This is a genomic window from Janthinobacterium sp. GW458P (assembly GCF_002127585.1).
Classification (GTDB): domain Bacteria; phylum Pseudomonadota; class Gammaproteobacteria; order Burkholderiales; family Burkholderiaceae_D; genus Janthinobacterium.
Genome location: NZ_NEGZ01000004.1, coordinates 31,391 through 54,558 on the forward strand (window position 1 = coordinate 31,391; position 23,168 = coordinate 54,558).

The 23,168-nt window shown below is 63.6% G+C and carries 26 protein-coding genes; 12 read left to right on the plus strand and 14 right to left on the minus strand.

The genetic code is table 11. The features are described from left to right. The first annotated feature begins 97 nt into the window (after positions 1 to 97). The 8 genes from queE to CBW50_RS04860 all read left to right on the plus strand — a co-directional run bounded on the left by queE (position 98) and on the right by CBW50_RS04860 (position 8,747). Positions 98 to 733, plus strand: coding sequence for a 7-carboxy-7-deazaguanine synthase (queE, locus tag CBW50_RS04825; RefSeq protein WP_086144471.1), 636 nt, complete (start codon positions 98 to 100; stop codon positions 731 to 733). Positions 734 to 756: 23 nt separating this feature from the next. Continuing rightward, positions 757 to 1,203, plus strand: a complete 447-nt coding sequence (queD, locus tag CBW50_RS04830; RefSeq protein ID WP_035819191.1) for a 6-carboxytetrahydropterin synthase QueD — start codon at positions 757 to 759, stop codon at positions 1,201 to 1,203. Further along, positions 1,196 to 1,705 (plus strand): tRNA adenosine(34) deaminase TadA, encoded by a 510-nt coding sequence (tadA, locus tag CBW50_RS04835; protein ID WP_086144472.1) that lies wholly within the window; start codon positions 1,196 to 1,198, stop codon positions 1,703 to 1,705. Before queD ends, tadA begins: the two co-directional genes overlap by 8 nt. A 248-nt stretch (positions 1,706 to 1,953) precedes the next feature. Further along, positions 1,954 to 4,308, plus strand: coding sequence for a TonB-dependent hemoglobin/transferrin/lactoferrin family receptor (locus CBW50_RS04840; RefSeq protein ID WP_086144473.1), 2,355 nt, complete (start codon positions 1,954 to 1,956; stop codon positions 4,306 to 4,308). A 61-nt stretch (positions 4,309 to 4,369) separates the two neighbouring features. Beyond that, positions 4,370 to 5,524 (plus strand): ChuX/HutX family heme-like substrate-binding protein, encoded by a 1,155-nt coding sequence (locus tag CBW50_RS04845; protein WP_086144474.1) that lies wholly within the window; start codon positions 4,370 to 4,372, stop codon positions 5,522 to 5,524. A 162-nt stretch (positions 5,525 to 5,686) separates the two neighbouring features. Then, positions 5,687 to 6,604 carry an alpha/beta hydrolase gene (locus CBW50_RS04850; RefSeq protein ID WP_086144475.1) on the plus strand — a complete coding sequence of 306 codons (918 nt, stop codon included), beginning with the start codon at positions 5,687 to 5,689 and terminating at the stop codon, positions 6,602 to 6,604. A gap of 32 nt (positions 6,605 to 6,636) precedes the next feature. After that, complete coding sequence (gene ldcA / locus CBW50_RS04855) at positions 6,637 to 7,554, plus strand: muramoyltetrapeptide carboxypeptidase (RefSeq protein ID WP_086144476.1); 918 nt, start codon at positions 6,637 to 6,639, stop codon at positions 7,552 to 7,554. Positions 7,555 to 7,559: 5 nt separating this feature from the next. Further along, a complete protein-coding gene (locus CBW50_RS04860; protein ID WP_086144477.1) occupies positions 7,560 to 8,747 on the plus strand; it encodes a DUF418 domain-containing protein in 1,188 nt (395 codons plus the stop codon). On the opposite strand, the gene CBW50_RS04865 is transcribed toward CBW50_RS04860, so the two are convergent. Then, positions 8,744 to 9,460, minus strand: a complete 717-nt coding sequence (locus CBW50_RS04865; protein ID WP_086144478.1) for an SOS response-associated peptidase — start codon at positions 9,458 to 9,460, stop codon at positions 8,744 to 8,746. The two genes, CBW50_RS04860 and CBW50_RS04865, sit on opposite strands and share 4 nt — an antisense overlap. Positions 9,461 to 9,604: 144 nt before the next feature. Here CBW50_RS04865 and CBW50_RS04870 point away from each other — a divergent pair, with 144 nt between their 5' ends. Then, complete coding sequence (locus tag CBW50_RS04870) at positions 9,605 to 9,826, plus strand: hypothetical protein (RefSeq protein WP_086144479.1); 222 nt, start codon at positions 9,605 to 9,607, stop codon at positions 9,824 to 9,826. 33 nt (positions 9,827 to 9,859) lie between these two features. Here CBW50_RS04870 and CBW50_RS04875 read toward each other — a convergent pair whose 3' ends face one another. The 6 genes from CBW50_RS04875 to CBW50_RS04900 form a co-directional block, all read right to left on the minus strand. Further along, entirely contained in the window at positions 9,860 to 10,105 is a 246-nt protein-coding gene (locus CBW50_RS04875) for a hypothetical protein (protein WP_086144480.1), read from the minus strand. An 82-nt stretch (positions 10,106 to 10,187) separates the two neighbouring features. Then, entirely contained in the window at positions 10,188 to 10,493 is a 306-nt protein-coding gene (locus CBW50_RS04880; protein ID WP_139842397.1) for a hypothetical protein, read from the minus strand. Positions 10,494 to 10,729: 236 nt separating this feature from the next. After that, entirely contained in the window at positions 10,730 to 10,936 is a 207-nt protein-coding gene (locus tag CBW50_RS04885; RefSeq protein WP_086144482.1) for a hypothetical protein, read from the minus strand. Positions 10,937 to 11,031: 95 nt separating this feature from the next. Beyond that, entirely contained in the window at positions 11,032 to 11,601 is a 570-nt protein-coding gene (gene mntP, locus CBW50_RS04890; protein WP_086144483.1) for a manganese efflux pump MntP, read from the minus strand. Between the two features lie 60 nt (positions 11,602 to 11,661). Then, positions 11,662 to 12,516: an undecaprenyl-diphosphate phosphatase gene (locus CBW50_RS04895; RefSeq protein WP_086144484.1), complete on the minus strand. Its 855-nt coding sequence runs from the start codon at positions 12,514 to 12,516 to the stop codon at positions 11,662 to 11,664. A gap of 76 nt (positions 12,517 to 12,592) precedes the next feature. Continuing rightward, positions 12,593 to 13,213: a LysE family translocator gene (locus tag CBW50_RS04900; protein ID WP_086144485.1), complete on the minus strand. Its 621-nt coding sequence runs from the start codon at positions 13,211 to 13,213 to the stop codon at positions 12,593 to 12,595. Positions 13,214 to 13,382: 169 nt separating this feature from the next. Here CBW50_RS04900 and CBW50_RS04905 point away from each other — a divergent pair, with 169 nt between their 5' ends. After that, complete coding sequence (locus CBW50_RS04905) at positions 13,383 to 14,264, plus strand: LysR substrate-binding domain-containing protein (RefSeq protein WP_086144486.1); 882 nt, start codon at positions 13,383 to 13,385, stop codon at positions 14,262 to 14,264. Positions 14,265 to 14,273: 9 nt separating this feature from the next. Here CBW50_RS04905 and CBW50_RS04910 read toward each other — a convergent pair whose 3' ends face one another. The 5 genes from CBW50_RS04910 to CBW50_RS04930 all read right to left on the minus strand — a co-directional run bounded on the left by CBW50_RS04910 (position 14,274) and on the right by CBW50_RS04930 (position 18,779). Further along, complete coding sequence (locus CBW50_RS04910; RefSeq protein WP_086144487.1) at positions 14,274 to 15,137, minus strand: alpha/beta hydrolase-fold protein; 864 nt, start codon at positions 15,135 to 15,137, stop codon at positions 14,274 to 14,276. 85 nt (positions 15,138 to 15,222) lie between these two features. Next, positions 15,223 to 15,861: a hypothetical protein gene (locus CBW50_RS04915; protein WP_086144488.1), complete on the minus strand. Its 639-nt coding sequence runs from the start codon at positions 15,859 to 15,861 to the stop codon at positions 15,223 to 15,225. A gap of 108 nt (positions 15,862 to 15,969) precedes the next feature. Then, positions 15,970 to 16,296, minus strand: coding sequence for a hypothetical protein (locus CBW50_RS04920; protein ID WP_099374404.1), 327 nt, complete (start codon positions 16,294 to 16,296; stop codon positions 15,970 to 15,972). A 25-nt stretch (positions 16,297 to 16,321) separates the two neighbouring features. After that, a complete protein-coding gene (locus tag CBW50_RS04925) occupies positions 16,322 to 17,011 on the minus strand; it encodes a hypothetical protein (protein ID WP_139842398.1) in 690 nt (229 codons plus the stop codon). Between the two features lie 97 nt (positions 17,012 to 17,108). Next, positions 17,109 to 18,779 (minus strand): DUF6138 family protein, encoded by a 1,671-nt coding sequence (locus CBW50_RS04930; RefSeq protein ID WP_086144491.1) that lies wholly within the window; start codon positions 18,777 to 18,779, stop codon positions 17,109 to 17,111. 460 nt (positions 18,780 to 19,239) lie between these two features. Here CBW50_RS04930 and CBW50_RS04935 point away from each other — a divergent pair, with 460 nt between their 5' ends. Beyond that, complete coding sequence (locus CBW50_RS04935; protein WP_086144492.1) at positions 19,240 to 19,932, plus strand: DUF3334 family protein; 693 nt, start codon at positions 19,240 to 19,242, stop codon at positions 19,930 to 19,932. Positions 19,933 to 19,991: 59 nt separating this feature from the next. On the opposite strand, the gene CBW50_RS04940 is transcribed toward CBW50_RS04935, so the two are convergent. Then, positions 19,992 to 20,438, minus strand: a complete 447-nt coding sequence (locus tag CBW50_RS04940; protein WP_086144493.1) for a GNAT family N-acetyltransferase — start codon at positions 20,436 to 20,438, stop codon at positions 19,992 to 19,994. A 48-nt stretch (positions 20,439 to 20,486) separates the two neighbouring features. Beyond that, positions 20,487 to 21,161, minus strand: coding sequence for a hypothetical protein (locus CBW50_RS04945; protein WP_139842399.1), 675 nt, complete (start codon positions 21,159 to 21,161; stop codon positions 20,487 to 20,489). 358 nt (positions 21,162 to 21,519) lie between these two features. Between CBW50_RS04945 and CBW50_RS04955 the strand changes: the two genes are divergently transcribed. Beyond that, complete coding sequence (locus CBW50_RS04955) at positions 21,520 to 22,965, plus strand: sigma-54 dependent transcriptional regulator (protein ID WP_226935676.1); 1,446 nt, start codon at positions 21,520 to 21,522, stop codon at positions 22,963 to 22,965. Positions 22,966 to 23,168: the final 203 nt, after the last annotated feature.

Genomic DNA, 23,168 nt, shown 5'->3' on the forward strand with positions numbered 1-23,168 from the left:
GAGGGTTGTCAATCGGCTTCACGCCCCCGGCCGGGTGTTTTGCGCCGGGCGCGGCCGCATCCATGCGCGATGCGCCGGCCAGCTCTTAGGAAATACAGTGACTTATAGCATCAAAGAGATTTTTTACACGCTGCAGGGCGAAGGCGCGCACGCGGGCCGTCCGGCCGTGTTTTGCCGCTTTTCCGGCTGCAACCTGTGGACGGGCCGCGAAAGCGACCGCGCCACGGCCGTGTGCCAGTTCTGCGACACGGATTTCGTCGGCACGGACGGCGAACTGGGCGGCAAGTTCAAGACGCCGCAGGAACTGGCCGCGCTGATCGACAGCCTGTGGCCGGCCAGCTATACCGCCAGCAAATACGTGGTGTTTACGGGCGGCGAGCCGCTGCTGCAGCTGGACGCGGCCCTGATCGACGCCATGCACGCGGTCGGCTTTACCATCGCCATCGAAACCAACGGCACCTTGCCCGTGCCGGCCGGCGTGGACTGGATCTGCGTCAGTCCGAAGATGGGTTCCACGCTGGTGGTGCACAAGGGTAACGAGATCAAGGTCGTCATCCCCCAGTTCCAGCAGGACCTGGCCGTCTACGAAGGGCTCGATTTCGAGAACTTCTTCGTGCAGGCCATGGATGGTCCATTGGCCGCGCACAACATGAAGCTGGCCATCGAGACGTGCAAAAGCAACCCGAAGTGGAAGCTGAGCCTGCAAACCCATAAACTTCTGCAAATTCCTTAAATAGGTAGTATTAATACAACAATATGCTCACTATCACACGCAAGCTCGAATTCGACGCGGGCCACCGCATTCCCGACCACAAAAGCCAGTGCCGCAACCTGCACGGCCACCGCTACACGGTGGAAATCACCCTGGTCGGCAAGGTCATCGAAGCGGAAGGCAATTCCGACAATGGCATGATCATGGACTTTTCCGACGTGAAAACCCTGGCCAAGCAGCACCTGGTCGACGTGTGGGACCATGCCTTCCTCGTGTATGAAAAGGATACGGCCGTGCGCGACTTCCTGGCCAGCCTGCCCGACCATAAAACCGTCGTCATCGACCGCATCCCGACCGTGGAAAACCTGGCGCGCATCGCCTTCGAGATCCTGAAAGCGGCATTTACCGACCATTTCGGCACGGGCTTGCACCTGCATAAGCTGGTGCTGCATGAAACGCCGAATTGCTGGGCTGAAGTGACCGATGACTGAAGTGCTCGATAGCGCGCAGGACGCGCGCTACATGCGGCTGGCCCTGGAACAGGCCCAGCACGCGTGGGACCTGGGTGAAGTGCCCGTGGGCGCCGTCGTCGTCAAGGATGGGGAAGTCATCGCCGTGGGCTACAACCAGCCCATCGGCCGCCACGACCCCACGGCGCACGCGGAAGTGATGGCCTTGCGCGCCGCCGCCGACAAGCTGGGCAATTACCGGCTGCCAGGCTGCGAGCTGTACGTGACCCTGGAACCGTGCGTGATGTGCTCGGGCGCCATGCTGCATGCGCGGCTGGCGCGCGTGGTGTACGGCGCGGGCGACCCGAAGACGGGCGCCTGCGGTTCCGTGCTGAACCTGTTCGAGCAGCCGGCGCTGAACCACCAGACGGCCATCGCTGGCGGCGTGCTGGCCGACGAGTGCGGCGCCTTCCTCAAGCGTTTCTTTGCCGAGCGCCGCCGCGCCCAGGCGGACGCGCGCAAGCTGGCCCGTCCTCCGGCCTGATGTTGGCCCAGACAGGGCAGGGCCGCCATGGCCTCGCCGGTCTGTGCGCCATGCCTTGCCAGCCATTGCGGATGGCATTTTTTATAATTGTTGCGAAATAACATCTGCCTGGAGCAATTGCCACTCTCAAATGAGAATGATTCGTGTTACAGTATTGTTTTCGCCAGCAAACTTTCCTTATGCATCGTTAACACTTTCGTTATCGATCCGGGTTCAAGAGCCAGCCTCCACTCTTACACCGGATCATCATGACTACAGTGCTACTGCAGCGCTCCGCTGCGCCCGTCGTATCTCCCCTTCCTGCCCGCCGCCACAACCTGGTGCTGCGCGCCGCCTTGCTCGGCCTGTTCGCCGCGCCGCTGCTGCCTGCCGTGGCGCAAACGGCCGCCATCAACGCGGGCACGGCCGCCCAGGAACAGGCCAGGCTGCCTGTCTTCCCGGAAATCGTCGTCAACGCCAAGCAGGATTACGAACGCCGCGCCGGTACCAAAACGGTGATCCGCAGCGACGACCTGGAGCGCCGCAACGTGACGGACATGGCTGGCATCGTGCGCTATCAGCCGCTGATCAGTACGCCAATGGCGGCTTCGGGCGGCGGCGGCATATGGGATGGCGCGGGCAACACCGGTTACAACATCCGTGGCCTGGAAGGCAACAGGGTCAGCCTGGAACTCGACGGCATTTCCCTGCCTGATGCTGCACCGAAGCCAGACAGCACTACCCTCAACGCGTTTGGCATGGGCCGCGATTATTTCGATCCTGAAACTTTCCGCGAAGTGCGCATCGATTCGGGCACGACGGCCGTCAGCGGCGCCAATCCTGGCCTGGGCGGCGGCGTGGCTTTCATCACCAAGTCGCCCGAGGATTACCTGGGCGAAGGGGCGGACCATTACGTGGCGTATAAATACGGCCGCGCCACCGCCGACCGCAGCAATGCGCACACCCTGACGGGCGCCGCCAAGATCGGCGCCAATCTGCAAGGCCTGGCCGTGTACGTGCACCGCGATGGCGAGCAGCTCGACAGCCGTGGCAGCGCGCCCGTCAACCCGGATGACTGGCATTCGAACGCCTTGCTGTCCAAGCTGGTGTGGACCTTGCCGGGCGAACAAAAGCTGGACTTGACGGTCGACATGTTCGAGCGCAAGAACAAGCGCGATTTGCGCAACAAGGTCAGCGCCTTGTATCCGGACGGCGTGCAGCAGGATTCCACCACCAGGCGCACCCGCGTCAGCCTGGGGCATGATGTGGTGCTGAAGGACTTCGCCCTGTTCGACCGCTTGACCTCGAAAGTCTATCTGCAGAACGCGAAGATCGACGACAAGAGCAAGGGGCGCTATACCTACCGCGGCAATTTCCAGCGCGCCATCGACACCAGCTTCAAGAACGACAGCATCGGCCTGACCTCGGAAGCGTTCAAGCAAGTCAATGCCGATAACGCGCTGCTGTATGGCGTGCAGCTGGAGCAGGGGAAATCGCGCCGTCCGTGGATGGAGGACCGTACGGCGGTCGCCACGGGCGCGCACGAGATCACGCGCAAGAACCGCATGGCCGACATGGACAGCACCAAGCTGGCGCTGTATGTGCGCGACGACCTCAGCTTTAATCTGGCTGGCAAGAAAGCCGTGCTGACGCCGGGCTTGCGCGCCGACTACCGCAAGAATGAGCCGAAAAATCTGCAAAACTACGTGATCGCCGTGCCGAACGCGGCCAAGGAGGTGCGCAAGGAAAGCGATAGCTATTTCACGCCCAGCCTGAGCCTGTCGGTGGAAGTACTGCCGCAAATCAATGCTTACGCCACCTTTACCCGCGGCACGCGCCTGCCGACGCCAGTCGAGCGCACGGGCACCTACGATTCCTTCAGCTACACGAGCACGAATGGCTATGCCATCCTGGGCAATGCCAATTTGCGCAAGGAAACCAGCAAGGCCTACGAACTGGGCCTGAAGGGCGACGTCGTCAAGGGCTTGAGCATGCATGCCTCCGTTTACCAGACGGAATACAAGGACATGATCGAGTATGTGATGCAGGACGATGACCCGGTGAATTACCCCACCATCACCCAGGGCTTGTACCGTCCGGAAAACATCGGCAATGCCCGGACCTGGGGCGCCGAGCTGAGCCTGCACGCGGAACTGGGCACCTGGCTGCCCGCCATGCAGGGCTACCGCGTCGACCTGGCCACGGGCGTGGCCAAGGGCCGCTCCTTCAATACCCTGACGGGCGACAGCGGCGGCCTGGCCTCGGTGGCGCCGGCCAAGACGGCGCTGACCTTCGGTTATGACCATGCGAACCAGCTGTTCGGGCTGGAATTGACGGCGCTGCATGCCGGCGAGAAACAGGCGCCGAACGACTTGCTGATGGGCACGACCGCACCGCGCTTCACCGTGCCGTCGTACACGATCTTCGACCTGTCGACCTACTGGAACGTGCACAAGAACGCGAAGATCGTCGTCGGCGTGTACAACTTGACGGATCGCAAGTACTGGGATTACGCCGCCGCGCGCAGCCTGTCCGCCGGCACCACGGCCGCCAGCCGCGCCGAGATCGAGCGCTACGCCAAGCCGGGCCGCAACGTCGCCGCCAGCCTCAGCGTCAATTTCTAAATTTTTCCGGGGAGGGGCGCCTGCCCCTCTTTTTTTCCATGTTTGATTGAATGGTCTCTCTATGAAGTTATCCAAACTCGTTCTCTCCCTGCTAGGCAGCCTGCTGATTGCAAACGCATACGCGGCCCCAGCCACCCTGGCGGAACGCTGGTCCACCCTGCGCACGGAGCAGCCGAAGCTGCAGATCCGCGACGCGGCCCGCGCCCTGGGCGTGTCCGAAGCGCAATTGCTGGCAACCAATGTCGGCAAGGGCGTCACGCGATTGCAGGCCGATGGCAACCAGCCGCGCGAAATCATGCGCGCCGCGCTGGACCTGGGCCTCGTGCAGGCGATCACGCGCAATGAAAACGGCGTCATCGAAACGACGGGCGTGGCCAGCAAGTTCAAGCAGGCGGGCGACAAGTCCGAGCAGGCCGACGCCAAGGACCCGGAAACGGAAGCGCGCCAGCGCAATATCGCAGGCGGCTACCTGGGCGGCCAGATCGACCTGCGTTTCCACTTTGAAAACTGGAAATACGCATTTGCCGTGGAACAGCTTGGTCGCGACGGCAAGCCGACGCGCAGCCTGCAATTTTTCGACGCCAACGGCACGGCCGTGCACAAGATTTTCCTGCGCAATGAAGCGGGCGTGGCCGTCTACGACAAGCTGGTGGCGGCCTTCCGCCTGCCGCAGCAAGGCGCCGAGCTGAACGTGCTGGCCGTGGCGCCGAAAGCGGCGGAAAAGCCGGATGCCGAAATCGACGTCAAGGAATTCCAGCTGGCCTGGAAAGACATGACGGACGTGCATCAGTTTGCGCAAATCATGCGCGAATTCCATCTGTCGCGCGAACAGGCGCTGCGCCTGGCGCCGGCCGGCGTGGTCGAGCGCGTGACGCCGCAAGCGCTGCGCACCCTGCTGGAAAACGCGGCGAAGGACAAGGTCGCCATCATGGTGTTCCTGGGCAACGAAGGCTTGACGCAGATCTACAGCGGCAAGATCGAGAAAACTATGGCCGCCGGCGGCTTCTTCAACGTGCTGGACCCGGACTTCAACCTGCACATCCGCGACACGGCCCTGCGCAGCGGCTGGGTCGTCAAGCGCGGCGGCGTCACTTCCGTCGAATTCTTCGACAACGACGGCACGCAAGTGGTCTCCTTCTTCGGCGTGCGCGAGCGGGGCAAGCCGCAGCCGCAAGCGTGGGTGGACCTGGCCGACTCCTTGCCAAAAGCCAAGTAAGCAGCATCATGGACACTGCACTGTTGCCGCCCGGCGTACCGGCGCGGCAACAGTGCAGAGGGACTTTCGCATGAGTCATGATGGTACTATCACAATAGTGGTATGCTGATTGCAAGGCCGCAGCGATCGTGTCTGCGTGCTGGTTCCTGAAGAGAGGCAATCATGGCAACCATCATGGCGAACGGCCTCAACATAGCTTATGAAAGCCACGGCAAGCCCGATGATCCCTGCGTGCTGCTGGTCATGGGCCTGGGCATGCAGCTGATCGCCTGGCCGGCGGACTTCGTCGAAGGCATCGTGGAGCAGGGCTTTCGCGTCCTGCGTTTCGACAACCGCGACAGCGGCCTGTCGAGCAAGATGGCGCTGGCGGGCAAACCCTATCTGCCCCTGGCCTACGTCAAGAATTTGCTGGGCTGGCCCCTGAAAACATCCTACACCCTCGATGACATGGCGGACGATGCGCTGGGCTTGCTGGCTGCCCTGCGCATTGCGCAGGCACATGTGATCGGCGTGTCCATGGGCGGCATGATCGCCCAGGTGATGGCGGCGCGCGCGCCGCAACAGGTGCTCAGCCTGACCTCCATCATGTCGAGCAGCGGCCGGCGCGGCTTGCCCGGCCCCACGCGGGCCGCGCGCAATGCCTTGCTGCAACGTCCGAAACGCAATGCCAGCCGCGCCGAGCTGATGGCCCACATGGCGGCCACCGTGCGCGTCATCGGCAGTCCCGCCTATCCCGTGTCGGAAAAACTGCTGTACCAGCGCATCGAGGCGGCGCTGGAGCGGGGCAGCTGTCCGGAAGGCGTGGCGCGGCAAATGGTGGCGATCGCCGCCTCGGGCGAGCGCACGGCCTTGCTGCCGAGCATCAGCTGTCCGGCGCTGGTGATACACGGCGCGGCCGACCCCCTGATTCCCGTCGCCTGCGGCATCGATACGGCGGCGCTGATTCCCGGCGCGCGGCTCGAAGTGATCGAAGGCATGGGGCACGACATGCCGCCCCAGCTGATCGAGCGCCTGCTCGCCTTGATCGATGTGCATCTGCAAGGTAAGATGGCGCCCCAGATGCGCTCCCAGCCAGCCTAGGCGCGCCCACCATTTTTGAAGGCACGGGCATTTTGAAGACACCTGACATTGGCATCGCCATCGTGGCGCCCGGCGGTTGCGCGCCCGATGACGCGGCCGTGGCGCGCGGCATCGCCCGCCTGCAGGCGCAAGGCGCCGCCGTCCACAATTACTACGACCCTGCACACACGTTCCAGCGCTTCGGCGGCACGGATGCGGGCCGCCTGGCGCAGCTCAACGCGGCAGCCGCCGACCCGGACGTGCAGGTGGTGCTGGCCTTGCGCGGCAGCTACGGCATCAGCCGCATCCTGCCCGACATCGATTTCGAGCGCATGGCCGCCAGCCGCAAGCTGTTCGTCGGCTACAGCGACTTCACGGCTTTTCACATGGGCTTGCTGGCGAAAACGGGCCGCGCCAGCTTTGCCGGCCCCATGCTCTGCGATGATTTTACGCGCGACGAGCCCGAGCAATTTACGCTCGATCAACTGTGGTCCTGCCTGGCCGGTCCCACGCACACGGTCAGCGGCACGTCCGTTGGCAATCCGCAGGCCGAGGCAGTGGGCACCTTGTGGGGCGGCAACCTGGCCATGCTGGTCCACTTGCTCGGTACGCCGTATTTCCCCCAGGTCGACGGCGGCATCCTGTTCCTGGAAGACGTCAACGAGCACCCGTACCGGGTCGAGCGCATGCTGCTGCAATTGCTGCACGCGGGCGTGCTCGAACGCCAGCAGGCCATCGTGCTTGGCGACTTTTCCGCCTATAAATTGAGTCCGATGGACAAGGGCTACGATTTCGACGCCATGCTGGCCTACGTGCGCGCGCGTCTGCCCGTGCCCGTGCTGACGGGGCTCGAATTCGGCCACATCCGCCGCCGGGTCACCTTGCCCTTCGGCGGCCAGGCGCGGCTGCAATCGGATGCGTCCGGCTTCCGCCTGCAGGTTGCCGATTACCCGACCCTGGCGCGCCCCTGAACTCCTTGAACGCCATTGGCGCCAGGCCGGGCAGGTTGCTGCAGCTCGACGTGCTGCGCGGCATCGCCGTGTTTGGCATCCTGCTGGTGAATATCTGGGGCTTTGCCTGGGGCACGAATTCCTTGCGCTACGGCACCTTGCCCGCGCAGCCTCCCGTGCTGGACCAGCTCGTCATTTTCGGCGTGGCGGCGCTGGCGCAATTCAAGTTCTATCCCGTCTTCGCCTATCTGTTCGGCGCCGGCTTTGCCCTGCAGACACGCTCGCTGCAGCGCCAGCTGGGCAGCTGGGAAGCGGCGCAAGCGGCCTACAAGCGCCGGCTGCGCTGGCTGCTTGTGTTCGGCCTGCTGCACGGTTTTCTTATCTGGAACGGCGACGTACTGACCTCGTATGCGGTGGCCGGCATGCTGGTCCTGCCGCTGGCAGGCGCCAGGCTCGGCCGCGTGCGCAACCGCGCCTGGCTGGTGGCGGGCGGTTTTCTGCTGTTCATGTGCCTCTTGATTCCCGTGGGCCAGCAGGGCGGCGCGCCCGATACGGCGCAGGATTTGCAGAGTTTTGCCGGCCGCTACGCCATCTACACGCAGGGGAGCGCCGGGGCCGTGGCGCAGCTGCGCGCCAACGATTTCCTCGTCTCGCTGCTGTACGCCATCGTCATGCTGCCGCACGTCATCGTGCTGTTCCTGCTGGGCATCTTGTCCGTGCGCCTGGGCTGGCTGACGCGGCCGCAGCGCCACCGCCGGCTGTGGCGCCGCGTGTGCGCCGCGGGACTGGGCGTGGGCTTTCCCTTGAACCTGCTGGCGGGCGGCGTCATCGCGCGCCAGGTGGCTGATCCATATCAAACTTTATTCGACGCGGCCCTGTTCGACGTGGGCCTGTTTGCGGGCGGCCCGCTGCTGGCGGCCGGCTACGTGGCGGCCCTGATGCTGGCCGGCCCCTGCATGCTGCGCTGGCTCGCTGCTTGGCTGGCGCCCGTGGGACGCATGGCGCTGAGCAATTATCTGCTGCAATCGGTGCTCGGCACCTGGCTGCTGCAGGGACCGGGCCTGGGCTGGGGCGCCACACTGCGTCCCATCGAGATGCTGGGCCTGGCCATAGTGATCATGGCGGGGCAGGTGCTATTKAGCCGCTGCTGGCTGCGGCATTTCCGCCAGGGGCCGATGGAGGCGCTGTGGCGCCGGCTGGCGCGCCTGCCTTAATCCTTCCCCCAGTCAAACACACCTTGCGGCGATGCCGGCGGCGGCGCCTTGGCCCTGGCGGACGGCACCAGCGGATTGTCGACGGCATGCCATTCGAACAAGTCCGCGTCGAGCATGCCGGTGCGCGCCAGCTGCAGCGCCGCTTCGGGCGACAGCTGCGGATCGAGCCAGCGGTGGGCGTCTTCCCGGCCGACGGCCACGGGGCGGCGGTCGTGGATATCGACCATGCCGCCCAGGCTGTCGGCCGTCACCAGCACGAAGCCCGCTTCCTCGCGGCTGTGCTTGTATGGCCCGAACTGGGCCAGCGCCAGCAGGAACAGGGGCGCGCGGTCGCGGCGGTGGATGTGCCAGGGCTGCTTGCCGCCTTTTTCGCCCGTCCATTCATACCAGCCCGACACGCAGACGATGCCGCGGCCCGCGCGCAGCAAGGGCTTCCAGTAGGCGCCGGCGAGTTTTTCCAGCCGGGCATTGATGGCGATGGGGATTTTTTTCTTGCCGGGCGCGGGCACGGCGTGCGCGGCCCAGGCGGGGCGGTAGCCCCAGTAGACATCGTCGACCCTGTGCTGGCCATCCTGGATGTGCAGCACGGGCCGGTAGGTGCCGGGCGACACGTTCAGGTGCGGCTCGGCCTCGCTGTCGAACACCGCGTCGGTCCAGCCGAAGGATGACGCCAGCACGCGCGCCGTGTCATTTTGGTCGAATCGTCCACACATGGCGAAATCATACCCGAATGCGGGGCGGCGCGAGGTCCCGCGCACGCGCAGGTCCTGAGTGTGATCAAACGTACAGACGATGCGCGGGCAAAGGCGCACAGTGGCGCTCAGTCAGGTCGCTGACGCTATTGCATCGGAGGCAACATGTCTTTTGAAAATCCCACCATCCACAAAGGATTCACCATCAGCGCCACGGCCAGCCAGCGCCGCGACGGCCGCTGGGTCGGCTCCTTCATCAGCCAGAACCATGCCCGCGGCGCATATGCGGACACCTGCGATTACGATGATTGCAGCAATGAAAAAGAAGCGCAGCAAGTGGCCCTGTCGGCCGGCTGGCGCCTGGCCGACGGCATGCCGGGCCGCTGAACCGTATCACCCTCAGCGCTGCAGTCCGGCATGTCAGCGTTTGCGGCGCAAGGCCAGCAGCAGGCCCAGCAGCGGGAAGAGCAGGGCGGCGCCCAGGCGCACGGGCGTCAGCGACGCCGTCTCGACGCCCAGCACATGGGGCAGGGCCAGCAGCAACAGGGGGGCTGGCACGGCAATGGCAAAGAAAAACAGATACCACGAGTAGCCATTCTTCTTGGCCAGCAAGGCGATCAGGCCGCAGCCGATCAGGAAGACCAGCGGCAAATTCACATGTTCCATTCGTTTAACATCTCGTTCGGGGGAAGCGCGTGATTATACGCGCGCCCGTGCCAGTGACGGCGGCCGTCGATACCGAGCTGCCTCAGTTGCCGACCAGGTCGGGCGGCTGCGGCGCCGGCTTGCCGCTGGCGGGCGCCTCGGCCGGCAGCAGGGCCGTGATGGCGCCGTTATAGATGAGTTCCTGGGCATACGCGGACGCCTCGATCAAGGCCGCATGCACGGACTTGAAACTGCTCGGCGTTTCAATCAGCACGGGCTTGGCGTACACCTGCAGCGTATCGCCGCGCTTGCTGATCAAGATCATGCCCCGGTAGCGCCCATCCTTCTCCAGCGCCCCCGCCACATGAAATTCATAGCCCCTGATCTGGTGTTTCTGTTGCTGATCCATGTTTGCCGCCTCCAGGTCCATTGTCACGGCATCGGCTCAAAAACTCGACAGGAACAGCAGAGTGTTTGATCTGCATCAATACCCCCATTCCTGACCTCGATCCAACGCACGTCACGACGCTTGCTGCAAGCGTAGCGAGCGGAGGTGATGTGTGGCCGAGAAGCGCAACCGTACATGAGTACGGTGAGCATCGCAGGCCGCAAAGCGCCCCGCGCAGTAGCTTGCGGCAAGCGTCATCACCCAGCGCGAATGGCGCGGATCTGCTGGGCCGTTTCCTCGATCTCGCGATACGCTTCCTGGATGTAGCCGCCGATCGGGTGCCCGTCCATCCATTCAAAATAGGCGCGCTCGTCGTGCTTGATGGCAAAGGGGATGTGGTGGTCGCGTATCGAGACGGCCGTCTCGCGCACCAGCGAGGCGAAGATCAGCTCCAGAGTTTCCATGAGGGTCACCTTGCGAGACATGAATGCAGAGCATTGAATGTAGCACAAAGCGGGCCGCCGGCCACGCCAGCGGCTGTGGCGTGCGCGCCCCGGCATCAGGCCGGATGGCCGATATGCTCGTACAGGATCACGCAGCCGATGATGATCAGCACCAGGCCGCCCGCGAGTTCGGCGCGCCGCCCGGCGATGGTGCCGAGCACGCGGCCCAGCATCACGCCCAGGGTTACCATGACGAAGGTGGAAAAGCCGATGGCGGCCGCCGTGACGACGATATTGGCGCCCAGCAAGGCCAGGCCCGCGCCCACCACCATGGCGTCGATGCTGGTGGCCAGGCCCGTGACGGCCAGCACCCAGAACGAGTGCGACTGCGCGGGCGCTTCTTCCTCGTCGGCGTCGGACAAGGCATTGCGTATCATCAACAGGCCGATGCTGCCCAGCAGGCTGAAGGCGATCCAGTGGTCCCACGCTTCCACGTAGGGCGCGGCCACGCTGCCCAGGGCCCAGCCGATGATGGGCGTGATGGCTTCGATGACGCCGAAGATCAGGCCCGTGCGCAAGGCCTCGCGCCATTGCGGCTTGTGCAGGGCGGCGCCCTTGCCCACGGCGGCCGCGAAGGCATCGGTGGACATGGCAAGCGAGAGGGCGGCGGTGGCGGCGAAATTCATCGTTGGCTTTCTGTGAAACCTGGCTGGGATGGTGGGTTGCAAATGACAAACCCGGCGATTCTACCCCAGGTACAGCACGACCAGCGAGGCCAGCAGGCAATAGGCGCCAAAGAAATGCCAGCGGCCCTGTTCCAGCCAGCGCGACAGCCAGCGCAGGGCCAGCAAGCCGGCCAGGAACGCGAGCAGCATGCCCAGCAGGCTGGGGCCGAGCAAATGCAGCAGGCTGTTGCCGTGTTCCAGATGGTCCAGGCTGCCATTTGCCACGGCCTGGTAGAAGCGCCAGCCTTCCTTGACCAGCACGGCGGGCGTCAGCACGACGGCCAGGGCGAAGCTGAATTCCTCGGCGCGGCGCTGCGGCACGCCCATGGCGATGCCGGCCGAAATGGTGGCGCCCGAGCGGGAAAAGCCGCGGAAGGGCAGGCACAGGCCTTGCACGGCGCCGATCACCATGGCCTTGCCGATGGACAAGGTGCCATGCTGGCGCGCCTGCAGGCGCGACGACACAATGATCAGCACGCCGGCGGCGGCCAGCGCGGCGGCCATTAGTTTGGCGTTGCCAAACAGGTGCTCGATTTCAAAGCCGGGCGCATTCTTGCTCATGACATGGGTGATGCCCTTGAGCAAGCCGAAGCCGACGATGCCCGTCAGGGCCGTGGCGGCCGCGAGCAGCAGCACATTGCTGCGCAAGGTGCCGGCCGAACTGAAATACGTGGCGCGCCAGGATGCCCAGAAATACACGATGACGGCGAACATGGTGCCTGTGTGTAACATGACGAGCAGCATGGTCAGCTCGGGCGAGGTGGGGTCCAGGCCCATCCATTTTTCCGCCATGATGACGTGGGCGGAGCTGGACACGGGCAGCAGCTCGGCGAAGCCCTGGACGATGGAGAGGATAAATAATTGCAAAAAGCTCATGGGGACGGGACTCGGGTGGCAAAGGCAAGGCCGCCGATTCTACCCGCCGTATCGCGCGCCTGCGCCGTGCGCGCCATTACAGTTTGTCCATGTTGGCGCAGGCCAGCAGCACGCCGAGGGCCATCAGCAGCGTGCCGATCAGGCGGTCGATGGTGTGCTGGTGCTTGACCATGCGCAAACGAAAGTTTGCCTGCGAGAAAAACGTGGCCACCAGGGCAAACCAGGCCAGGTGGATGGCGGACATGCACAGGCCGTAGCCGAACTGGACACTCAAAGGCGTGCCGGGCTGCACTACCTGGGTGTAGGTGCTGATGACGAACAAGGTGGTTTTCGGGTTCAGGGCATTCGTCAGGAAACCGCTCAGCAGGATCGTGCGCCGGGGCACGCGGGCGCCGCCCTGCAGCTCGATGACGAGACCGGCGCGGTTGCTCCAGGTTTTCCAGCCGATGACGATCAGGTACAGGGCGCCTACGGTCTTGATCAGCGTAAACAAGGCCGCTGAGCCGGCGATGATCAGCCCCACGCCAAACATCGTATAGCACACGTGCACTTGCACGCCCAGCGCGATGCCCAGCGCGGCCAGCAGGCCGGCACGGCGGCCATGCAGATAGCTGTTGCGCGTGACCATCGCGAAATCGGGGCCAGGCACGATGGAGGCCAGCAGGGTAATCAATGCAACGGCGAGCAATGCAATCATGGGTTTTCCTCGGGAAGTGGCGGCCGCATGGCAATCGGTGAGAATTCATCGCCTGTATGGGCAAGACCGTGTGCCCATGCCGCTGGCCGGAAGTCCTATTATCCCGATAGTGGCGGACGATGAAAAACGATGATATCTTGCCGATATGTGTGAGAAAAAGTGACAGATCATGAGCAGACAGACAGCGCTTGGCAGCTTGCGTTTCTTCGAGGCGGCGGCCAGGCTGGGCAGCTTCGTCCAGGCGGCGGACGAGCTGCACGTGACGCACGGGGCGGTCAGCCGGCAAATCCGCCTGCTGGAAGCGTCGCTGGGGACGGCCCTGTTTGAACGGCGCAACCGCGGCGTCTTCCTGACCGCGCCGGGCGCGCAGTTGCGCGACGCCGTGCAGCAGGCGTTCGAACGGCTCGACGCCGCCCTCGATGCGGTGCGCCAGCCGGCGCGCCCGGCGCCGCTGGTGGTGTCATGCGAGCCGACGATCGCCATGAAATGGCTGATTCCCCGCCTCGGCGACTTTTACCAGCGCCATCCCGGCGTGCCGCTGCACCTGTACGCCGCGGGCGGGCCGGTGGCCTTCCAGCGCGACGCGGTGGACGTGGCGCTGCGGCGCAACGATTTCGCGTGGGATGGGGGATTGCATGTGGAAAAGGTGTGCGACGAATGGATCGCGCCCGTGTGCGCGCCGGCCCTGCTGCGGCAAGGCCGGCTGGACCTGTCCGCGCAGCGCCTGCTGCACACGGCGTCGCGCCCGGCCGCCTGGGCGCACTGGCGCGCCGCCGGCACGGACGACGGCAGCAGTAGCGACAGCCAGACCTACGAGCATTTCTATCTGAGCCTGCAAGCCGCTTGCGCCGGCCTTGGCGTGGCGATCGGCTCCATCTTCATGGTGCGCGAAGAGATCGACAGCGGGCGCCTGGTGGCGCCCCTGGGTTTCCGGCGCGACGGCAGCGGCTATGTGCTGCTGTCGCCGCTGCCGTTCGACGGCGATGCGCGCCGCACCACCTTGCTGCACTGGCTGTGCGAGCAGATGGGGTCGGCGCTGCCGGCGCCGTAGCAGCGCCGTTTACTGGGGCGCGGCGGCCGGCTTGAACACGGCGCGGAACGCTTTTAATGCTGCCGGGTGGTAGATGGTGCCATGGGTTTCGGCCGGCATCTTTTCCTGGTGCCATGCCAGGCCGGGCGGCGCCTGCTTTGCCAGCACGTCGGCCAGGCGCTGCACTTCCACGGCAATGCCCGCTTCGCTGCTGGACGCCAGGTACAGGCTGCGCTTGCCCGGCTTGCCCTTGGCCAGCAGATCGGCCGCCTGGCGCGGCAGGGCGCCGCCATTCCACCACAGGCTGGGGTCGAAGGCCAGGTAATGGTCGAACAGCTGCGGTTCCAGCAGATACGTTTCCACCACGAACAGGCCAGCCAGCGATTCGCCGACGATGGCCGTCTCGCCCGTCGTGCGGTAGCGGCGTTTGACTTCCGGCATCAGTTCATCGCGGATGAAGGCCCGGTAGGCTTGCGAGCCGCCCACGACGGGAGCGATCTTGCGGTCTGCCGCGCTGTCCGTCGGCCCCGTCAGGTCGCGCCGGCGCTGCGTGTTCTGCATGCCGACCAGCATGAACGGGCGCATGGTGCCATTCGCTACCGACACCTGCAGCAGGCCGGCCATGTGCAAAAAGTCTTCCGCCACGCCGCCGTCGGGCATGTACAGCACGGGCAGCGGCGCGTCGGGCGGCGTATCCCAGGCGCGCGCCACATACACATTGATGTGGCGCTGTTCCTGCAGCGCCCGCGAATCGATGATGAAGCTTTCGCCGATGACCAGCGGCGTGGCCGCGCTGGCGGTAGCGCTAGCGGCGGGTGCGGCAGTGGCGAGGTGGAAGGGGCTGGACAGCAGCAGGGCGGCGGTGAGGTGCAGTGCAAGGCAAGGGCGGCGCATGTTTTCCCGATAAATAAGTTGGATGGATGGCATGGACGCGTATAGACATGCCACCAAGCAATTCTATCTTATCTTTGAGGCAGCTTTACTTGATCGTTAATAGTTTGCGCCCGCGCACGATCCCCGCCTTGTCGATAGTATAGGCAACGAGCAGGGCGCCGTCGTCGGCGCAGGCATGACAGCTCTTCAGGGGCGTGGAAAACAGCACGCTCTGGCCGCCGTCGGCCGTCGCCGTGCTGCCGACGAAGTCGGCGGCGGCGAACGGCACGGCGTCCGGGTGGGCGGCGGCAAACGCGCGCCAGGCGGGCGTGGCGCGGTCTTCCTCGCGCACGGAGTGCTCGTCGACGTCGACGGCTGCGCCATCGCTGCCGATCAGCAAAGTGCCTTCATTCGTGTTGGCGCGAAACGGATAGGTGACGGTGGCCAGGGACGCCTTGCCCAGCGGGCGCCAGGCGGAAATGTAGCCGGTCATGTTGGCCTTGACCAGCATCCTGGCGGCGACGAGGGCTTGCGGGCTGGCGCCCGCGCGCTGCATGGTGCGCAGCAGGCAGACATCGGGCGCAGTTTGCGATTGTTCGCTGCGGCAAGCCGACAGCGAGCGTTCCTGCCACACGACGCGCGCGTCGATGGTGCCTGTAGCTTGGGCATGGGCCGCCTGCATGGCGGCCAGGCCGGAGACGGCAAGGGCGCAGCTGGCCACGTGGCGCGAAAATCGTGTGGACATGGGGGGAGGCCTTTCAAGAGCGGAAACAGGAGAGCCTCCGATTATAGGAGGAGGCCGGCGCGCTTGCCCACACGAAACGCGCTTGCTGGCGGGCCGCTTGCGCCTCGTTCAGCGCTTTTTCGCCGCCGCCTGGCGCAGGGCCTTGGCTTCCTGCTTGTTGGGGATATGCGGACGCGTGGCCAGCTCCGCCTTGACGGCGGCGATGGCGGCGCCGAACTGCTGTTCGGCCTGCGCCGGGCTGGCGCCCGCATAGTGCTGCTGGCTGGATTGGGCGGCCCGCAGCCGGCGCAGCAGCGCCAGCAATTGCCTGGCGTGCAGGGCAGGCAAGTCTTGCGCCAGTGCTTGCGCGACCACCGCGCCTTCCACATGGTCCGGGTCGAGCAGGCGCAGCAAGGCCAGCCCTGCGGGCTGCGGTACAGGAGTCAATTTGTCCATCCAGCCATTCTAAACGAGGCCAGGATTACAGGTAATCCCAGATTTCATCGAAAGTTTCGCGCGCGAAATCGTTGCGCCAGGCTTCAGAGTTCTTTTCGCGGCTGACGGCAAACGCGGCGCGCCACGTCTGCTTCGGCGAGTTTGTGTAGCTGGCGGCGATCTTTTGCAGGCCCGCCTTGCATTGCTCGGCCTTGCAGCCGCTCTTGGCCAGCTGCTGCGCGGCGGTGGCCCACACCACGGGCACCTTGACGACCTGGCATTCGAAGCTGACGACAGCCGTCTGCATGCCGTTCTCCACCGTCACAGGGTCGGCCTTGGCGGCCTGGCACTCGGCGCCATTCTTGGCGGCGATGACATTGGCGGCCAGCTGTTCGGCGGCCGGCGTGACGGCAGCGCGCATGGCGGCGGGGAAAAGGTCGGCGATCAGCTTGCCGGTTTCTTTCGGGAAGATTGCATCCGTTTCCTTCAAGCCGCTGTACGACGCATATTCGGCCGATTGCTGGCCGGCCAGGCGCGTGGGGCGCAGGTAGGCATTGAGCCGGGCGACGCTCGCTTCATCATGGTTGATGATGGTCTTGATGTAGAGGTTGGCCACGTCGACGGGGGCCATTTCCACCACGGTTTCGGCGGCGACGGCGGGCTGGGCCAGCACCAGGGCGGCGGCAATGCTTGCCGCCAGCACGGTGGCGCGCGATGTTAGTTGTGTTACTTGCATGTAGATTCTCCACGATTCGATGTCAGGCGCCAAAAGATGCCTCGTGGCAACTTCGGCGCGCGCATTATAGATGGCAAAGTTCATAACGTTGCGCACATTAGGCGTCCGTCTTGCTGGCCGCTTCCAGCAGGGCCAGCAGCAACTCCTTGCGCCGCCCTTGCGCCTTGCGCGCCAGGGTGGCCAGTTTTTCCAGCTTGCCCCAGATGGGATACAGCATGTGTTCGACCAGATAGCCTTCCAGCCCCAGCAGTTGCTGGCAGAACAGCTCCAGTTTCTCCACCTCTTCCAGTTCCGCCTGGATTTTCACCTTGGCGCGGTCTGTGCACGCGCGCAGGCACGCCGCCAGCACGGGGACGGAGTCGCGCGTGACGCCATGCTTTTCGGCAAAGGCGGCCGTGAACTGGTCCTGCACCGACTGGTGTTCCTCGTCGACGCTGGCCATGTAGTGCTGCACCAGGGGGAAATAACGCGCGTCGAGCAGGCCCAGGCCGAACGTGGCGTAGCTGCCGGGCATGCAGTTCTTTTCGCCTTCCGTGTCGGCATAGAATTCGAATTGCTCGATGGCGGCGCGCGCATACGCTTCCAGCGGGGCGTGCAGTGCCGGATGGGCGAGGGCGTTGGCAAAGAAGCGGTGCGTGTCGGACCTGGCCAGGCCCTTCAGGGGAAGATACTGCTTGACCCTGGACTTGAGCTTGATCTGGCAGCTTTTCGGGAAGCCGTTGCTCAGCAAATGCGTGATGAAGGCCAGCGCCTGCGCATACGCCTCTGCCTCTTCGCGGGCTATCGTGATGCTGATGGTGGCAAACACATCGTTGGCGCGGCATTCCAGCTGCGCATTTTTCAGGTGGATGGCGTCGGGCGCGAACGTGCCGCTGCCTTCCTTGAGCATGCGCACGGCCCGCTCGCTGCCCAGTTCGCGCGCGATTTCCAGGAATGTGAGGCCTGTCGACTTGGCGTAGCTCGGTTCATGGCGCAAGATCATGACGGCGCCATACAGCAGCAGGTCGATGGGCGCCAGTGATTGCCTGTCAAGCGCCGCGCCTGCCTTCAGGGTGTATTCGGTGGCGCGGTAGCTTGATTTCCGCATGTCATAGAACCGCGGCAGGAACTGCTTTTCCGCCCATGCCGACACGGCCTGGATGATATCGCTGCGGTGTTCGGCCAGCGCTTGCGGGCGCGACTTGTTGAGCTGCTCGATGCGCTCGAACTGGGCGATCGTCCAGCCGATATCGGGCTGGGGAAACAGGTGGGGATCGAGCAGGTGGCGCGCCAGGAAGAAGGTTTCCAGCTTTTTCGTCGGACGGCTGCCATGCTCGAGTTTTTGCGCGACATACGCGTGTATGTTCTCCAGCAAGGTCTTGCGCTTGCCTTCGTTGACATAGTCGAGCAGGTCCAGGTGCAGCATGCCCTGCGCCGTCTGGAACTTGCCGCGAAAGCTGAAGCGGTAATCGACGAAGGGCGTGTCGGCCAGCGTGTCCAGCTTCGCCCGCACCAGGGCGGCCAGCCGGGGCGCGATGCTGTCGCGCACGACGGCTTCATCGAGGCGCGATGGCGTCCTCGGTGCGTCATCCTCGGCGTCGGCCAGATGGAAATCGTCGGCCGTGGTGCGCCCCGGCTTGTAGTCGAGCAGGAAATCGTTAAAGATTCCCATTTGCAAGGTGGTCCGCTTCACGGCCGCTTCCAGGTCGGTGCGCTTGAGGCGCTCGGCAAACCACGCTTCTATTGCCGCCGTCATTTCCGCCGTTGCCTGTTCTTGCAGTATGCTCATCCTGTCGTGCCTTTCGGTCAGTTGATCGTTCCATGCTGGCGGCGCCTGCCGCACCCAGCGCGGCAGTATAAGCGAGGCTGTCTTTTCGCCATGTTTTCAAACGTGCCAGGCTGATTTTTTGGCATGATTATCTTCCGGATAATGTTGTCTGCCTGCTTGCCGTGCGGCCGGGAAAGGCGCGCCATGCATGGGCTTTTGGTATTTCCGCACAGATCGTCAAGTAAATGCAGGTATGGCTGGACGGAAATGTTACATCTCGGTATTCTGCGCATCTGATACTTATTTCTATACAGAAAAAAGTAAGAGGATGGTTCGGGTCCGGCGGCGATGCCGGCGGACCCAGGCACGATCAGGCATGCAAAGGTGAAGTCGTCCGCCAGCTGAGCGAAACTGTCTTGTTTCGGCTCGCGGCGGGCAGGGAACAGTGCTGTCATCTTTAAAATAGTAGGAGAGGTTGCTCATGGATGCAGAAAAGGATGTTGTGTACGGTACAGAAGATTTGTTGATGAGTTTGTGCAACTCGGTGGTTCGGGTGCTCAACGTTGCAACGCAAAGCAAGGTAAATTATTCAGGCATGGTGCAGCGCATCACCAAGACGGGCCTGAAGCCGGACATCGGTTGTTTCGTCATGTTTGATGGCGGTTTCACGGGCCTGGTGGTGCTCAATTTCGCCGCCGATACGGCGATGGAAATCTACGAGCGCTACATGTTGCACATGGGTATGCCGAAGTCGGAGCTGGCCAGCTTCTACACGTCGGACGAAGTGTCGAACATCATGGGCGAGCTGATGAATCAGATCGTGGGCGATTTCACGGGCAAGGTGCGGCGTGAATTGCAAACGAATATCACCCAGAGCCAGCCGAAGATGCTGGTGCTGAACAAGCAGGTGATGCTCAGCGTCGATACGCCGCTGGACCGTCCGGAAATGCGCCGCGTCACTTTCTACACGGAAAAGAACAACATTTTCTATCTGGAACTGGCGATCGACCGTACCGAGTTCATCAAGCTGCACGATTTCGATTCGCGCGAAGTCGACGCCGACTCGCTGATGGATAGCGAATACGCGAACCGCGAGCGGGAAACGGTCCCCGCGCCCGCCGCGGAGCCGGAAGACGACGACAACGCCGACCTGCTCAAGTCGCTGGGCATGTAAGCGCATGTACCCGCCAGCGGCCGGCGGCAGGTTTGCCGCCGGCCACTGCCATATGCAACCTACAGGGTCTTGCTCATGAATACCCGGCTCGCCCCTTCGGGACTGCAGGCAAGGTCGCCGAAGCGGCGCCAGCCGCGGCGCTCGTAAAATTCAGGCGCCTGGAAACTGATGGTGTACAGCACCGCCGAGGCGCAGCCGCGCCGGCGTCCTTCCTCTTCGAACTGCGCCAGTATCCGGCTGCCCAGGCCCAGGCCCCGCAAGGCGGCAGGCAAATAAAACAAATCGAGAAACAGCAGGCCCAGCGAGGTCCGGCCCATGGCGCCGCCCAGCACGCGCTGGCTGTCGCGGTCGCGCACGGCCACGCTCAATACCTGCCTGTCCTGGTATCCCGTAATCGCATCGTTATAGGCGTTCAAGCCATCGAGGATGGTTTGCTCGATCTCCGCGTCGATCGTGGCGCTGACGGAAATGGTGTAGGGCAAGGCCTTGTGCGGGTGTGCAGGCATGGCGGACAGGAAAAGAGTCGATAACTGTATGAATATACAGTATTTTGCCTAATTTTTCCCGGTTTGTGGCGGCAAGGTCAATGTTTCCATGCGGCGCATGCCTACCATGCCGCTCTGCTGGCTGTCATCGAGCGACCAGTACTCAAGCGCATAGGCATAACTGCCGTCGATGATGGTCAGCGATTCCTTCTGGCGGCCGTTGGGCGCCTTGTAATACAGGCGCCGCGCGGGCCTGCCATCGACCGTGTGGCTGAACGCCTGCGGGCTCAGGGTGACGCGCTTGCCCGTCTTGCCTGCCATCGACATCGCCGTGATCGTCACGTAGGCCCGGTCCGGGCAGCGCGCCAGCAGGTGCGCGCCGCCCAGGACGGTGGGCTGCGCCCGGTCCAGCGGAAAGCCGAAAGGCTGCACGCCGACAATATCGTTGCACCCCATCTGTTGCGCCAGGGCCGTCAGCGGGGCCGGATCGAGCGCGCTGGTCCAGTGTTTTTCGGCCGCCCGCGCCTGGCCCAGCGCCAGGCGGCGCTCCAGTTCGGCCAGCGAGATATCGCTGGGCACGGGCAGCGGCGCGGGCGCGCCGGGATCGGCGGCGCGGGACGTTTCCGCCTGCATGCGCGCGCTGACGGAGTGGCTGCGTTCGGCTTGCTCAAGCGGGCCGGCAGCCAGGGCCGTGTTGGCGAGGCCGGCGGCGATGGCCAGCGTGAAAACATGTTTGGTCAGCATGGGGATCTCGTGGACGCGCATCTTCATTGATAAAAAAAGATGTCGAACAGCCTGGCGGCACCTTTGATGACTATGAGAAACGCAGTGTGGCAAAAAAATACAAACTCGATATAAAAAAAGTATTTCTTAGCACCGCAGTGATAAATATCAAAAAGATTGTCACACATATACACAAATCTCGCTACCCTTCCAGAGGGCAGTTCCATCGCGTGTGTTCCTTTGCCAGTTCTATCTTAAGTCATTGATTATTAAGGATTCAATCCACTGCAGACAGTTGGCTGCGATGGTGTTTTATCCGCGCAGTCTTTCATTGACTTTTATCATTCCAGAAAGATTCTGGAAAGCTAGAAAGGCTTGCATGAGTGCGACAGCTTATCTGGCTGCCTGCAGGGCGCCTCTTCTTGCGGGACGCGATGACGCGATGTCTTCTGATGCTCGCAGTCCATTTGGAGGCTGGATGTTGAAACGACAGTTATTGCTTATCGATCTGAGTGGCAATGCTTCGCTACATGAGGCAGGCAAGCAGCAGTTTGGTGTGGCGTGGGAGGGCTGGCAGGTCTGCACCGTGATGAGCCTGGCGGCTGCGGCACGAGCGCTGCGCACGCACACCTTTCCCGTTGGGGTATTGATTTCCTCGTCCGGTGGGTTGGGAGAAATCGACAGTTTCCTGCATCAGCACTGGGATATGCAATGGGTGGGAATTTTTCCGCCACGCGCCCTGCAGACGGCCGCTTGCCGGCGCCTGGTACGTGACCATTGTCACGATTACCACACTTTGCCTGTCGACCTGCTGCGGCTGCGGCATACCCTGGGCCATGCTTATGGCTACGCCACTTTGCGCGAAATGCCGGACGCGCCTCTGTGTGCGCTGGAACAGCCGGACATGTCGCTCAAGGGCAGTGGCGTCGCCATCGGCCGTTTGCGGCGCCAGATCCTGAAGGTCGCCGCTGCCAGCGCGCCGGTGCTGATCTGGGGCGAGTCGGGCAGCGGCAAGGAATTGACAGCGCAAGCCATACACGTCCATTCCGCGCGCGCGGCAGGTCCCTTCGTCCCCATCAATTGTGGCGCGATTCCGGCCGGCCTGGCGCAATCCGAGCTGTTCGGCCATGAGCGGGGCGCGTTCACCGGGGCCACGCGCGACAAGCGGGGCTTGATCGAGTCGGCGGCCGGAGGCACGGTCTTTCTTGATGAAATAGGCGACTTGCCGCTCCCCTTGCAAACCAATTTGTTGCGTTTCCTGCAGGAAAAGACGATTTACCGTGTCGGCGCCACGCACAGTACCGCCGTCGACGCGCGCGTCATTGCCGCGTCGCATGTCCATTTGCTGGAGGCCGTGCAGCAGGGGACATTTCGCGAGGATTTGTACTACCGGCTCAACGTGCTGGCGCTCGATGTGCCTCCCTTGCGCGAACGGAAGGAAGACTTGATGTTGCTGGCAAACCATTTTTTTGCCGCTTTCATGGCGGAGCGGGCGCCGCTGGTGCGCGGCTTCAGCAACGCCGCCGTCGAAGCGATCTGCAAACATAGCTGGCCCGGCAATGTGCGCGAATTGATCAACCGGGTGCGGCGCGCCATGGTGATGGCGGAAGGCAGGGCGATCCTGCCACAGGACCTGGGCTTGTCAGTTGCGGACGCGCCGGGCGCCGATGTCGCACTCGGCAGTATTCGCTGGCGCGCGGACCGTGACGCTGTGCAGGCTAGCCTGGCCAGTGCCGGCAGCAATATCAGCAAGGCCGCGCGCGACCTGGGCGTGTCACGCATGACGCTGTACCGGATGATGAAAAAGCTCAATATCGAATGTTGAACCTGGCGCATCAGGGGCAAGTCTGCGCCATGCGTGCGCATCGTCACAGATACAGGGGTGTAACAGGATTGCGCCAGCGGCAGGATAGGGATACGGCCTTGCAAGTGATTGATTCGGCGTGAATGTCTCTGCTGTGGCGAGCGGGGGCAGAAAAGTGGGTGGCGCATGGCTGTGACAGTTTTCTGTTTTTTGTTTTCTAAGTT